14 protein-coding genes and 1 tRNA gene are annotated in these 12,216 nt (G+C 70.6%); 1 reads left to right on the top strand and 14 read right to left on the bottom strand.

Annotated elements, in window-relative coordinates:
• From EG812_RS23015 to EG812_RS22985, 7 genes are all read right to left on the bottom strand, one after another.
• A complete protein-coding gene (locus tag EG812_RS23015) occupies positions 1 to 519 on the bottom strand; it encodes an Hsp20/alpha crystallin family protein (protein ID WP_126712721.1) in 519 nt (172 codons plus the stop codon).
• Between the two features lie 14 nt (positions 520 to 533).
• Positions 534 to 1,019 carry a DUF2231 domain-containing protein gene (locus EG812_RS23010; protein WP_126712720.1) on the bottom strand — a complete coding sequence of 162 codons (486 nt, stop codon included), beginning with the start codon at positions 1,017 to 1,019 and terminating at the stop codon, positions 534 to 536.
• A 165-nt stretch (positions 1,020 to 1,184) separates the two neighbouring features.
• Complete coding sequence (locus tag EG812_RS23005) at positions 1,185 to 1,505, bottom strand: hypothetical protein (RefSeq protein ID WP_126712719.1); 321 nt, start codon at positions 1,503 to 1,505, stop codon at positions 1,185 to 1,187.
• Positions 1,469 to 2,116 carry a 2'-5' RNA ligase family protein gene (locus tag EG812_RS23000; RefSeq protein ID WP_126712718.1) on the bottom strand — a complete coding sequence of 216 codons (648 nt, stop codon included), beginning with the start codon at positions 2,114 to 2,116 and terminating at the stop codon, positions 1,469 to 1,471. The genes EG812_RS23005 and EG812_RS23000 overlap by 37 nt, the downstream gene beginning before the upstream one ends.
• A gap of 78 nt (positions 2,117 to 2,194) precedes the next feature.
• Complete coding sequence (locus tag EG812_RS22995) at positions 2,195 to 2,395, bottom strand: hypothetical protein (protein ID WP_126712717.1); 201 nt, start codon at positions 2,393 to 2,395, stop codon at positions 2,195 to 2,197.
• Positions 2,396 to 2,788: 393 nt separating this feature from the next.
• Positions 2,789 to 3,703, bottom strand: a complete 915-nt coding sequence (locus tag EG812_RS22990; protein WP_126712716.1) for a YxiH-YxzG fusion protein — start codon at positions 3,701 to 3,703, stop codon at positions 2,789 to 2,791.
• A 171-nt stretch (positions 3,704 to 3,874) separates the two neighbouring features.
• A tRNA-Thr gene (locus EG812_RS22985) sits at positions 3,875 to 3,948 on the bottom strand.
• Between the two features lie 125 nt (positions 3,949 to 4,073).
• Between EG812_RS22985 and EG812_RS22980 the strand changes: the two genes are divergently transcribed.
• Complete coding sequence (locus EG812_RS22980) at positions 4,074 to 5,894, top strand: metallophosphoesterase family protein (RefSeq protein WP_233579591.1); 1,821 nt, start codon at positions 4,074 to 4,076, stop codon at positions 5,892 to 5,894.
• Positions 5,895 to 5,973: 79 nt separating this feature from the next.
• Here the strand turns inward: EG812_RS22980 and EG812_RS22975 are convergent, their stop codons facing one another.
• The 7 genes from EG812_RS22975 to tmk all read right to left on the bottom strand — a co-directional run bounded on the left by EG812_RS22975 (position 5,974) and on the right by tmk (position 12,202).
• Complete coding sequence (locus tag EG812_RS22975; protein WP_126712715.1) at positions 5,974 to 6,414, bottom strand: Rv0361 family membrane protein; 441 nt, start codon at positions 6,412 to 6,414, stop codon at positions 5,974 to 5,976.
• Positions 6,415 to 6,462: 48 nt separating this feature from the next.
• The gene (locus EG812_RS22970) at positions 6,463 to 7,332 is read right to left on the bottom strand and encodes a PSP1 domain-containing protein (RefSeq protein WP_126712714.1); all 870 of its coding nucleotides are present in this window, start codon (positions 7,330 to 7,332) and stop codon (positions 6,463 to 6,465) included.
• 107 nt (positions 7,333 to 7,439) lie between these two features.
• Positions 7,440 to 8,135 (bottom strand): hypothetical protein, encoded by a 696-nt coding sequence (locus EG812_RS22965; RefSeq protein ID WP_126712713.1) that lies wholly within the window; start codon positions 8,133 to 8,135, stop codon positions 7,440 to 7,442.
• Positions 8,135 to 8,437, bottom strand: coding sequence for a hypothetical protein (locus EG812_RS22960; protein ID WP_013731078.1), 303 nt, complete (start codon positions 8,435 to 8,437; stop codon positions 8,135 to 8,137). Before EG812_RS22960 ends, EG812_RS22965 begins: the two co-directional genes overlap by 1 nt.
• 1 nt (position 8,438) lies before the next feature.
• Positions 8,439 to 8,768, bottom strand: a complete 330-nt coding sequence (locus EG812_RS22955; RefSeq protein WP_013731077.1) for a YbaB/EbfC family nucleoid-associated protein — start codon at positions 8,766 to 8,768, stop codon at positions 8,439 to 8,441.
• Between the two features lie 132 nt (positions 8,769 to 8,900).
• Entirely contained in the window at positions 8,901 to 10,109 is a 1,209-nt protein-coding gene (locus EG812_RS22950) for a DNA polymerase III subunit delta' (protein WP_013731076.1), read from the bottom strand.
• Positions 10,109 to 12,202 (bottom strand): dTMP kinase, encoded by a 2,094-nt coding sequence (gene tmk / locus EG812_RS22945; protein ID WP_126712760.1) that lies wholly within the window; start codon positions 12,200 to 12,202, stop codon positions 10,109 to 10,111. The genes EG812_RS22950 and tmk overlap by 1 nt, the downstream gene beginning before the upstream one ends.
• Positions 12,203 to 12,216: the final 14 nt, after the last annotated feature.

The following is a 12,216-nucleotide window of genomic DNA, read 5'->3' as shown; positions in this document are numbered from 1 at the left end:
CTACCGGTCGGCTTCGCCGAGGGCGACGTCCGGATGGTGCAGTTCCCGGTCGGCGGCCGGGTCGATGCCGCTCGACGTGCCGCTGTACGGCCCGCCCCGGCCGACGGGGATGGTGCGAGGGCTGGGGCGGTTCGGTCGCGGCAGCCGCACCCGGAGCAGGCCGTGATCCATCACCGCGTCGATCGTGTCCGGGTCCACCCGTGCCGGCAACTGCACCCGGTAGTCGAAGCCTCGGGTCTCGAAGCCACCGGAGATCCCGTGATCGGCGTTGACCTCGGCCTCGGTCCGGGCGCGTACGCACAGTTCGCGGTCGTCCAACTCCACCGCGACCTCCTCGGGCGCGACACCGGGCAGCCGGACGATCACCTCCCAGCCGTCGGCGGTCTCCCCCAACTCCACCTCGGGCGGCCCTGGCCGACCACCGACCAACCGCCTCAGCTCGGTACGCAGGGACTGCAACTCGCCCAGCGGGTCCCAGCCCTGCTGGCCTGCGCGCCAACCACGCCCCGGTCCGGTCATCGCTGATCTCCCATTCACTGGCTGCCAGATGTACGCAGGGAACTCGGCGCGTCCAGATGGGCGTCACGGTCGACGCCGACGCCGAGCCGGTCGACCAGTTCCCCGCCGAGCCAGGCACTGACACTGAGAATGCCGAGCGCCACCACCTCGATGGCGATCAGTGCGCCACCGGCGGCCCGTGAGTCGGCGTTGAGGCGTACCACCCAGACCGCGGCGAAGAGCAGGATCACCGCCACGTTGGCGGCGGCGTGGGTGAGCGCCACCCGCTTCGCCCGCGTACCGGCCGGGATGGCCAGCAGGTCGAACAGTCCCGCCGCCGCGGCCAGCAGGCCACCGATCAGCCCGACAGTGATGTTCCAGTACGCCACCTCGCCGAGGAAGTCCGGCCCACCGACGGTGTCGATGACGTCGAACAGCACCGCCGTGATCAGCAGCGCCGCCGGAAACATCACCAGCATGGGATGGACGGGGTGACCCAGCACCTTGAGTCGACTCTCCATCTCCGTCCTCCACTGCTTTCACTCGTCGGCGTACCGTCGCCGCATCCGTGGGCGGTACCCCGGTCACCATGGGACAAACCTGACGACAGGCACGATGCACCGACCGTGGCAGCCGCCGACATGGTCAACGTCCCCGGTAGCGCACAGTGACGGTGCCAGCGATTGTCAGGGTGCCGGGGCGTGTTCCGATCGGGCGGGCGACGCCGGCCAGCCGGCCGGCCCGTCCGACCACCGCCGCGCGAGCAGCGCGACGAGTGCCGCCGTGAGCAGGGCGAACACCCCGGCGATGAGATAGGCCACCAGTTGACCTCGCGCGTTCGCGTCCGGCGTACCGGGTGCCGGTCCGGCACCGATCGAGACCCCGGCCAGCAGCACGGCGATGCCCACCGCGGTGCCGATCTGCGCGGCGGCGTTCAGGATGCCGCCGAACAGGCCGGCGTTGTCAGGTCTCAGTGACCGATCGGGATCTGCACGTCGCGAGTCCACTCGTACATGCGGTTGTCACGGTGGAACTCAATCAGGCCGACGTGATCGAGGATTACCGTGACCGCTGGCGCGTCCACCTGGGTCACCGCGTCGACTATCGGCCCTGCGGCTTGTGTCGAGTTGGAATAGGCGACGCTCACATGCGGTCGGTACGCCGCCACCTGCTCGGGTGCCAACTCGACATGGTCCTGCCCGAGGACTTCTGCGATGGCGGCCCTGACCTGGTTCCGCACGGAGGCGATGGGCTCAGATGGCGTCGCTGGCAGGTATACGGCTTCCCGGCGCACCACAGGTCGGTGAAACGTGACGATCGGCGTAGGCACGCGGGCAAGCCGCTGTCGGATGGCATACTCCAGATCGGCGACCTGGTCCTCACTGAGAACGTCCAGGAAGCCGACGCCTTGCATGGTCAGGTGCAACCAGGGTGTCGGAATGAGATCGAGGCCGGAAAACGGCCGCAATGCCTGCTGGTAGAGCCGCGCCAGCTTCACCAACTCGGTGTGCGGACTCATGGTGAAGTGGCAGGCGTGGAAATGGCGGCCAGCCCGCCATCCCGGCCGCCACCACCAGTGGTCCTGCATGTTGTCGGCGTGCTCGACCAGGTCGGACATGTGGCTCCCTGGATTCCTGTCGGCGTCTTCGGCTACTTCCCTCACCCTTGCTGACGCCGGGCAACGACGAGCCGGTGGTCAGCGGTTCATGAAGCCGGGACAGGCATCAACTACCCCGATGCTCCTCTGCACCAGAAGGTGGCCGTCCTCGACCCAGATGGTCTCGCCGGGTTGCACCAGAACCGGTCGATCCAGGACGAAGTGATGCCATTGATCGACAAGCGTGAGGCGGTCAGCCTGCTCACGGTGGACCGGCCGCCGCTTCCTGGCTGTACCCATGACCACAGCATCGGCTCGATTCCGCCAAGCGACAAGTCCCGACGACCGGGAGATTTGCCAACGGGGCCGCTGGACGGTGCTGGTGTCAGGCAGTCCGCTCGGCGGGGAGTTCGTACGGTGGGACGGCGACGACCTGAACGCCGGGCTGTCACGGGTGCTGGCCGAGCTTCAGGAGCGGGTTCCGGGACTGCTCGACTGAGCTACGGCCTGAGGCTTGAAGAAGATCACGGATGGCTGGTCAGGTATCCGCGCGCCTGATCAGCCCGTCCGTCGTTGTCGGGCTGCGTCGGCGTCTCACGGTAGCCCTGGCTGTACGGATGGCGGCGGGCGTCAATGTCAGACGGAGGCCATCCAGGTTCTCAGGATCGCGCATCGCGGCAACGCCGGACGAGGTCAGGGCAGATCGTCGAGGCTGACCCGGTACCACTCCGTGTTCGCGAAGACGTGCAGCTCCGGGCCTCGTCCGACCATTTGGACTCGGTCGGGGAGGGGCCGATCGCCGGGCAGGACAAGCAATCCTTCGCTGACCGGCTCGTACTGAGTGTCAGCGAGACGGCCGATCACTACTCGGCTGCGCTCGCCGCTGTAGCCGCCGAACAAGGCGCAGGTGTCGTCGTGGGCGACAAGCGCCTTCGCTCCCCTGATTTTGTTGTGCCAGCCGGTCACGGTCCCGTCGGAAATCCGCACGATCGGGAAGCTGCTGTAGTAGCACGCCCAGGCGGTTTCCCCCTCGACGTTCAGGCTGTAGCAGTCGTCGATCGGGCCGAACTCAACCCCGAAGGCGTATCTCCAATTTGGTTCGAGGCCGGCGGTGAGGCGGACGATGCCGTGCGGGGAACCGTCGCCGTAGACGCCTTCATCGAAGTAGCCGATCCACAGCTGCCCGGTCGGCGTGGCCAGCGCATGCTCAATGCCATCGCCGACATCGCCTTGGAGCACAGGCGTGCCGTCGGCGTCGAAGACCACGGCCTTGCCACCCCTGCCCGCCACCACCACAATCCGTCCGTCGGGTAGCGGCTGGAGCTTGCAGAACGGGAGGTCCAGAGCGGCGATGGTGGTGACCGTCGTCGTGCTCGCGCCTTGGACGACCACCCGGGCGGAGACGGGTTGTCGGGCGCAGGACTCGGCCAAGCCTGCACCGGCCAGCAGCGCCCTCCGGCTGGCGGGATCAGCCCACAGCGAGATCACCTCGCCGGATGGGCCCACCGATGCCGTCACCAGGACGTCGTCAGCGACCGGGGACGCCAACCGCCCGTGGGCACGCAACCGGACCAATGGCGGACCACTGTGCCCTGCGGAGATCGTCATCGTCAGACGATAACCAGGGCTCCGCGGGCACGCCTCGCCGCTCGATGGCCATCACGGCGAGGCGGTCGCGGCGCGGGATGCGGGCTATTTGCGGACTGGCACGTCCGGCGGTGAGGTTGTCGACCTTGGGAAACGGCGAAGCCCAGGCCAATGACCTGGGCTTCTTCACCGAGCCGCCTGACGGAATCGAACCGTCGACCTACGCATTACGAGTGCGTCGCTCTAGCCGACTGAGCTAAGGCGGCAACGATCGCCTAGTGTACGGCACGCGCCGACGCCCAGCGGAGCGGGAGTACCCGCGTCGGCATACCGGACAGCCCGGCCCTTGCGGCTCGGCAGGTTCGAATCATCGCCCGCTACGCTGCGATGGATGGCCGACGATCACATCCCCCGCGACGAACCGGTCGACAGCCCGCCGGGCGGTACCCCGCAACCTCCGGCCGACCCGGCCGCCGCCACCGGGCGCGCCGCGCCCCTGGGTCCGTACGCCGAGGAGGCAGCCGGTGGGCGGGCGGCGCGGCGACCGCGCAGTACCGATCCGCTGGAGTTGGGGTTCACGCCGCGCAAGCCGGTGCCGTGGCTCGCGCCGCTGCTGCTGATCAGCACCGGTCTGCGTACGCTGCTGGCGATGTTGTTCGGGGCGTACCTGGACAAACGGGAGTTGCAGAAGGCCCTCGACTCGGAGATCGCCAAGCAGGTCGGCCCGGACGGCGGGCTCTGGCTGGATTATGTCGCCGACCTGGGTGACGGGTTCAATGCCACGTACTCGGTCGCCTACCTGCTCGCCCAGCCGGAGTTGACGGTGGACGGGCATCGGCTGCCGCGGGCGCAGACCCTGGTGATGGGCGGCGACCAGGTGTACCCGTCGGCCGCCTACGAGGCGTACGAGGACCGGTGCAAGGGGCCGTACCAGGCCGCGTTGCCGACCACCCCGCCGGAGCAGCCCAGTGTCTTCGCGGTCCCCGGCAACCATGACTGGTACGACGGACTCACCGCGTTCCTGCGGCTGTTCGTGCGTACTCGGGACCGGCACTTCGGCGGTTGGCGTACCGGGCAGTCCCGCTCGTACTTCGCCGCCGAGCTGCCCGCCGACTGGTGGCTGCTCGGCCTCGACGACCAGTCCGGCTCGTACGTCGACGATCCGCAGTTGACCTACTTCGACACGGTGGCCAGGAAGCTGGGGCCGCAGAGCAAGGTGATCCTGGCAGTGCCGGCACCCGCCTGGGTCAAGGCCGTCGACAGCCCTTCGGCGTACGACTCGATCGACTACTTCATCCGGACCATCATCGCGCCCACCGGGGCCCGGGTCCGGGTGTTGATCTCCGGTGACCTGCACCATTACGCCCGGTACACCGGCCCGAACGACCGCCAGCTGATCACCTGCGGCAGCGGGGGCGCGTACCTCTACCCCACGCACAAGTTGCCCGAGCAGATCGAGGTGCCGCCGCGCGACACCCTGGCCCGACGGTCCAGCCCTTCCCGGTCGTACGCGCTGGCCGCCCGTTACCCCGACGCGGCCCGCTCCCGCCGGTACGGCTGGGGGATCTTCGGTCGGCTGCCTCGCCGCAACCCGGGGTTCGCCACCCTGCTCGGCGTCCTGCACACCCTGTTGATGCTCTCCATCGCCGGGGTGGCCGACTTCCGGATCGAGGCGTCCGAGCAGCGTCTGTTCAGCGTTCCGCTGGTGTTGATGGTGCTGGTGACCGTGCTCGCGGCGGCCCTGTTCGCCAAGCCACCCAGCACCACCGGACAACGCAACGTGCGACATTGGGTTCTCGGCGTCATACATGGTCTGGCCCATGTCGGGCTGGGCGCGGCCGGCACCTGGGTCTGGTTGGCTTTGCCTTTCCACAACTGGTCCTGGCCGCTGCCGGCGGCTGCCGCAGCGGTGCTCTACCTGCCGGTTATCGGTCTGGTGGCCAGTCAACTGGTGGCCGGGTACCTGCTGATCGCCAGCGCGTTCGGGGTGAACGTCAACGAACTGTTCGCCGGTCAGGGCATCGAGGATGCCAAGGGTTTCGTCCGGATGCGTATCGACCCGGACGGCACCCTCACGATCTATCCCGTCGTCGTCGACCGGGTGGCCCGCCGGTGGCAGGTCAACCCCGACCACGCCCCGGAAGCCTCCTGGCTGACCCCTGCGACGCCCCTGACTCCCCGCCTGGCGGAACCGCCCGTCTCCCTCACCTGACCACTGCACCCGGGCGACAGCGGGCCGGCACCCGTAGGTGCCGGCCCGACAGCTGACCCGGGGCCTGCCGGCAGGCGACTCACTCGCAGATCCGCCAGTTGCCCTCCTCCTTGATCAGCGGGTAGACCCGGTTGGTGGCGCCGCCCTCGCTCGGGGTGTAGCGGACGGTCGCACTGCCACTGACATGGCCGTTCTGGTTGGAGAGGCTCAGCCCGACGATCTTGTGTCCGGTCAGGTCCGGCTGGGTTTCCTGCTGCCGCGTGAAGTCCGCCTCGCTGACCCGATCCCGGATCCGGGTGCAGAGTTGCTGATAGGCGGTCGGATAGTCGCGTTCCACAAGCGCACCGGCGAATGTGTTCACTGTGGAGCGGACCGGTCCGGTGGCATCCATCGCCACCCGGTAGATCAGGAAGGCGCCGACCGCCCCACCTGAGCAACAGAGTGCGAGCACCACACCCAACACGATGAACAGAACCCGCTTGGACTTCTTCGGCGGCACCATGGCCGGCTGATATGCCATGCGGGCAGGGTAGGAAGCCCGGACAAGCCCAAGATCGCAGCGGCCCGGTCACTCCCCTTGCGGCGACAGACCCCCCGGCTCTGCGGAGGAGGGCCTTTCGTCGTGTGCCATGCGGGGGCGACAGACATCGGCCAGCGAGCAGCGGTTGACCGACCCGTCACTGAGCTGCCGGACGGTGACGGTCTCGCTCGGCGGATGCCGGGACACGACTTTGCCCAGGCCGGAGGGGGTCTCGACGCGCTGCCCGCTCGCGGGGTACGTGCCGCTTGAGGCGTACAGCGGGTGCTCGTACTTCAGGCAGCACATCAGTCGACCGCAGGCGCCGGAGATGCGCAGCGGATTGAGGGGCAGATCCTGCTCCTTGGCCATCCGGATGGTCACCGGCTCGAAGTCGTTCAGGAAGGTGGCGCAGCACAGATCGCGCCCGCAGGAGCCGATGCCACCCTGCACCCGTGCCGAGTCCCGCGCGGAGAGTTGCCGCAACTCCACCCGACAGTGCAGGGTCGCGCCGAGGTCGCGGACGAGTGAGCGGAAGTCGACCCGGTGCGGGGCGGTGAAGTAGATGGTGCTCCGCTCACCGCCGTCGTCGCCCCGGCTGAGCACGTGGTCGACCGCCACCACCTTCATCGGCAGGCCGTGCTCGCGGATCAGCCGCTTCGCCGCGACCTTCGCGGCGGCCTTGCGGCGGCGCAGGTCCTCGTCGCGGCGCAGGTCCTCATCCTGCGCCAGGCCGGCGAGCTTGGGGAACCCGTCGGTGTCCTCGGTGACCCACTGCGCCGCCCACACGCACTCCGCCACCTCGGGTCCGTCGTCGGTGGGCACCAACACCTTGTCGCCCACCTGGGGGCGCAACTCGCCCGGATCGAGGTAGTAGAGGCGCCCGTAGCGCTGGAAGCTGACCGCACAGAGCATCCCCATGTCATCACCCTACGACGCTTCGGCGGGACCGTGCCGGTTCGGCGTCGCGATCGACCACCCGGTACGACCATCCATGGCTGGCCGGCCCCGGCCGGCGCGCGCCCCGCCTACCAACTGGCACGGATCGTGCGGGGGCCGTCGTGGAAGCCGGGTCGGGCCTGGGCGGCCGGCGGGCGCAGCACGGACTCGGCCATGCTCGGCCCCCACTGGCGGACCAGGGTCTCCGCCCCGTCGTACGCCACGCAGAGCACCGCCAGCAGGCGGGCGGCGATCTCGGCGGCGGCGACGGCACCCGGCGACGACGGCCCGGAGTGGCTCACCACCCGGGTGACCGAGGTGGCCGTGACGACAGTCACCGCCTCGGCCGAGCCGATCACCTCGGCGAGGGCCCGGGCGACGGCCAACCGGCTGCCCTCCACCCAGTCGGCGAGCGCCTCGGCGTAACCAGCGGTCGCCTCCAGCCTTCCCACCAGACTTTCGGGCCCTTCGTCGAGGTGGCGCAGCAGCACCGCCCGGGTCTCGCCGTACGCCGCCGCGGCCGGCCCGGACCAGAGCAGCGGGTCGGTCAGCGCGGCGCACGCCCGGTCGTACCCGTGGACGTGCCGGCGCACCGCCTGCCCGGCAGCGGCCAGCGGCCCGGGACGCAGGTCGAGGAAGTGTCGCAGCGCCTCGCCCGGCAGCACCTGCATCCGCCGCAGCAGCGGCCAGACCCGGTGCCCCTCGGGTGCGCCCGCGGCGAGCAGGGTGTCGACCCGGCGCAGCAGGTCGAGGCCCGGTTCGGCGAGCCGGTCGAGGGCGTCCATCAGGGCTCTCCGGCCAGCCGGCGGCTCACCGCGACGTCGGTGTCGGCGTACTGGTCCGCAGCTCGGCGTAGGGCGTCCGCGGTGGCCGCCAGGTGACCGGCGGCGGCGTACGCCTCCCGGGCCCGGTCGCCCGTGGCCGTCGTCCACTGCCGCAGCAGTGCCCGGCCGATCTCGCCTGGCCGGCCCGGCGCGTCAGCCCCGAAGGCCCCCTGGGCGGGATCACTGGCGGTGACCGAACGGGAGAGCGCGGTGAGGGTGGCGCTCGCGTCGTCGAGCCGGCTGGCCAGGGTACGCAGATCCATCTCAGGCCCCCGTCAGTGGCCGGTAGGCGGTGAAGGTCTCGTTGTGCAGCTTCTCCCGGGCCCACTGGGCGGCGTCTGCTGCGGCGGTGACCGCAGCCCGCACCGAGCCGGCCACGTCACGCGGCGCACGGTTGTGCAGCGGGCCGAGGAAGCGTACGTCGGTGATCCGGCCGCTGGCGGTGACGACCACCTCCACCAGGCCGTCCGGCGACCGGACGGTGACCTCGACCGTCGCCACGGCCTGGTCGAACTCGGCCTGGAGCGACTCGATCCGGCGGTAACGCCGGACCGCCTCCTCGATCCATGCCTCGTCGATCTCGCCCCGCGGCATCAGCGGACTCCTCCCCGGCTGCCCTCACTCTGCGTGCCGCCGCCGTCACCACGGCACACCGGACCGTACCGCACGTGAATTGCGCGTGTCGATGCCTGTGGATAACGGTCCGGCCGACAAGACCTGCCGCGGTCAGCCCTTCCAGAGGGCGAGCATCATGGCTTCGACGGCGATCCGGGGCTTGACGTTCGCCTCGATGGCGGTGCGGCAGGCCAGTACGGCTTCCAGTCGCCGCAGCGCCCCTTCCGCCTGCCAGCTGCGCGCGCCGGCGTCAGCCAGTTCGGCGGTGTCGGTGTGCACCGGCGGCACCGGTGCACCCATCGCCATGGTCAGCGCGTCCCGGTAGAAGGCGGCCAGGTCGACAAGCGCCCGGTCCAGCGCGTCCCGCTGGGCCCGGGTGGCTCGGGACTTCTGCCGCCGCTCCAGGTCCTTGAGTTGGCCGGCGGAACCCCGGGCGGCGCTTGCCGCGCCTCGACCGGTACCGCCCGCACCGAGCGCCGTCTCCAGCGCCGCGCGCTCCGCGGCGTCGATCTCCACGACCGCCGCCTCGGCTTCGGCCTCGGCCGCCTCGATCAGCGCGGAGGCCGCGTCGAAGGCGGCACCCACGCTTGTCAGCCGGCGCGGTACGGCGAGCACCGCCTCCCGCCGGGCCCGGGCCTGGGGGTCGCCGGCCAGCCGCCGGGCCCGTCCGACGTGACCCTGCGTGGCCGCCGCCGCCCATCGGGCCACGTCGGGTGCGATCCCGTCCCGCCGGACCAGCACCTCGGCCACCGCGTCCGCCGCCGGCTGCACCAGGGGTACGACCCGACACCGCGACCGGATCGTCACCGAGATGTCGTCCGGGTGGGTGGAGGGCGTGCAGAGCAGGAAGACCGTTCGGGGTGGCGGCTCCTCGACCGCCTTGAGCAGTGCGTTGCCGGCCGCCTCGGTCAACCGGTCGGCATCCTCGATGATCACGACCTGCCACCGGCCGCCGGACGGTGTGCTGGCCGCCCGCAGCACCAGCGCCCGCATCTCGTTGACCCCGATGGAGAGCCCGTCGGGAACCACCAGCCGTACGTCGGCGTGGGTGCCGGCCAGGGTGGTGTGACAACCGGGGCACTGCCCGCACCCGGTGCCGTGCTCACACTGCAACGCGGCGGCGAAGGCCCGCGCCGCCACCGACCGTCCCGAGCCGGGTGGCCCGGTGAAGATCCAGGCGTGCGTCATCCCGGCACCCGGGTCGGCTCCGCTCACCGCTTCCTGGGGCGTACGCAGCACGGCGGCTGCGGCGGCCGCGGCCCGGCGTAACGTGTCCACCGCCTCGTCCTGCCCGACCAGGTCGGCAAAGGCGTCCGGCATCAAGTCCGCTCCGTCGTCACCAGCTCCGTTGGGGATAACTCAGGCTGCACCGAGGTGTCCGGGCCACTCGCCGGCCCCGGGTGGTCGGCACCGCCGGGGGCGAGCAGTTCCGTCACCCGGTCGGCGACCCGCTCGGCGATCTGCTCGACCGGGTGGCCGGCGTCGAGAACCAGGTAGCGGTTCGGGTCGGCGGCGGCGAGGTCGAGGAAGGCGTACCGGACCCGCTCGTGGAAGGCCAGCGACTCGGCTTCCAGCCGGTCGGCGGCTCGGCTGCGCTCGGCCACCCGGGACAGCCCCGCACGCGGGTCGATGTCCAGCAGCACCACCAGGTCGGGCTTGAGCCCGCCGGTGGCCCAGGAGGAGAGCCAGGAAAGCTCGTCGACCGGCAGGGTGCGCCCGGCGCCCTGGTAGGCCAGGGACGAGTCGACGTACCGGTCACTGATCACGACGGCCCCCCGGGACAGGGCGGGCCGGACCACGGTGGCCACGTGATGCGCCCGGTCGGCGGCGTAGAGCAGGGCCTCGGCGCGTGGTGAGGGCGCCTCGTCGTCGGTGTTGTTGTCCAGCACCAGGGACCGGATGCGGGTGCCGACGCCCGTTGCGCCCGGCTCCCGGGTGACCACCACGTCCCGCCCTTCGGCGCGCAGCCGCTCGGCGAGCTGGGCCAGCTGGGTCGACTTGCCGGCGCCTTCGCCGCCCTCGAAGACCACGAAGAGCCCCGCCGAGACGAACGGCTCCGCCGGCATCAGCGGACGGCCCCGGATCGAACCCCACAGGTCGGCCAGGACCGGGACGCCCTTCTTGTCGTCCATCTGGCCGAACGCGCTGATCCCGGCGAAGATCCCGGCCGCGCCGGCGACGAGCAGCAGCAGGCGGGTGGCGGAGATCGAGATCCCCAGGTCGGCGATCTCCAGCTTCCGGGAGCCACCGACACCGGCGAGCAGGCTGCCCAGCGCGATCGCCAGGATCAGCACCAGTCGGGTGCCGATCTGCACCACCGCGAAGACCCGGCCGCGTACCTCGTCGGCGACCTCGCCGCCGAGCAGGGTGGTGCCGGAGAGGAAGGCCATCCCGGCGCCGGCGCCGACCAGGACCGCGCCGACCAGCGCCATGGACAGGTGGATGGCGAAGGCCAGGGTCATCACCGAAGCGCTGGCCAGCACGATGCTCATGCCGAACCAGCGACGCCGGGACATGTCCCGCACGATCATCGGGCCGAGCCCGATGCCGATCGCCAGGCCGAAGAAGATCGCCCCGAAGAGCAGGGAGAAGGCGGCGTCACCGGCACCGAGCGAGTTGGCGAAGAACCGGGACGTACCGATCACGATGCCGCCGCCGGCGAAGGCACCGAAGATGCCCAGCACCAGGCCACGGACCAGTGGCGTCTTCCCGATGTACCGCCAGCCCTCGTTGAACTGGCGCAGCATGCTCTGCTCGGACTGTTCCTGCCGCTGGCGCTGCCCCTGGCTGATCTCCTTGATGCCGAAGGCGACGACCAGGGCGGTGGCGAGCCGGGAGAGCGCGTTGAACCAGAGCGCGAGTTGGGCCGGCTCGGCCCAGGACGGCATCTCGCCGCCGGTGGCACCCCGGACGATGCCGTCCAGCGAGGCGAGCACGATCGCGGCGAAGATCGGCGTCAGGCCGTACGTGGTGATCAGGGTGAGCTGGTTGGCGGTTTCCAGCCGGGCGCGCGGGATGAGGTTCGGTACCGCCGCTTCCTTGGCCGGGATCCAGAGCAGCGTGACCGTCTCGATCAGGAAGGTGGCGATGGCCGCCCAGCTGACCACCCGGGCACCGCTGGCACCGGTCAGCGCGTACAGCGGGATGGAGGCGAACAGCACGAACCGCAGCAGGTCGCAGATGACCATGGTCCAGCGTCTGTCGAACCGGTCGGCGAACACGCCGGCGATCGGCCCGAGCAGCAGTGCGGGCAGCAGCCGGATGGCGATCACGCCACCGAAGGCGGCGCCCTTGGCGGTGCTGCCCTCCACCTGGGCGGCGGCGAAGATGCTTGTGGCGAGCAGGCCGAGCCAGTCTCCGAAGGAGGCCGCGCTGAGCACGATCCAGAGCCGGCGGAAGGGGCGGATGCGCAGTACCGAGCGGATGG

Source organism: Verrucosispora sp. FIM060022, from assembly GCF_003977705.1.
GTDB lineage: Bacteria > Actinomycetota > Actinomycetes > Mycobacteriales > Micromonosporaceae > Micromonospora > Micromonospora gifhornensis.
This window is presented reverse-complemented; position numbering and strand designations above follow the sequence as displayed.

Excerpts from the sequence above, each read along its gene's own strand:
- EG812_RS23015 (WP_126712721.1), bottom strand. The coding sequence starts at position 519 with ATGACCGGACCGGGGCGTGGTTGGCGCGCAGGCCAGCAGGGCTGGGAC.
- EG812_RS23010 (WP_126712720.1), bottom strand. The coding sequence starts at position 1,019 with ATGGAGAGTCGACTCAAGGTGCTGGGTCACCCCGTCCATCCCATGCTG.
- EG812_RS23000 (WP_126712718.1), bottom strand. The coding sequence starts at position 2,116 with ATGTCCGACCTGGTCGAGCACGCCGACAACATGCAGGACCACTGGTGG.
- EG812_RS22995 (WP_126712717.1), bottom strand. The coding sequence starts at position 2,395 with ATGGGTACAGCCAGGAAGCGGCGGCCGGTCCACCGTGAGCAGGCTGAC.
- EG812_RS22990 (WP_126712716.1), bottom strand. The coding sequence starts at position 3,703 with ATGACGATCTCCGCAGGGCACAGTGGTCCGCCATTGGTCCGGTTGCGT.
- EG812_RS22980 (WP_233579591.1), top strand. The coding sequence starts at position 4,074 with ATGGCCGACGATCACATCCCCCGCGACGAACCGGTCGACAGCCCGCCG.
- EG812_RS22975 (WP_126712715.1), bottom strand. The coding sequence starts at position 6,414 with ATGGCATATCAGCCGGCCATGGTGCCGCCGAAGAAGTCCAAGCGGGTT.
- EG812_RS22970 (WP_126712714.1), bottom strand. The coding sequence starts at position 7,332 with ATGGGGATGCTCTGTGCGGTCAGCTTCCAGCGCTACGGGCGCCTCTAC.
- EG812_RS22965 (WP_126712713.1), bottom strand. The coding sequence starts at position 8,135 with ATGGACGCCCTCGACCGGCTCGCCGAACCGGGCCTCGACCTGCTGCGC.
- EG812_RS22960 (WP_013731078.1), bottom strand. The coding sequence starts at position 8,437 with ATGGATCTGCGTACCCTGGCCAGCCGGCTCGACGACGCGAGCGCCACC.
- EG812_RS22955 (WP_013731077.1), bottom strand. The coding sequence starts at position 8,768 with ATGCCGCGGGGCGAGATCGACGAGGCATGGATCGAGGAGGCGGTCCGG.
- EG812_RS22950 (WP_013731076.1), bottom strand. The coding sequence starts at position 10,109 with ATGCCGGACGCCTTTGCCGACCTGGTCGGGCAGGACGAGGCGGTGGAC.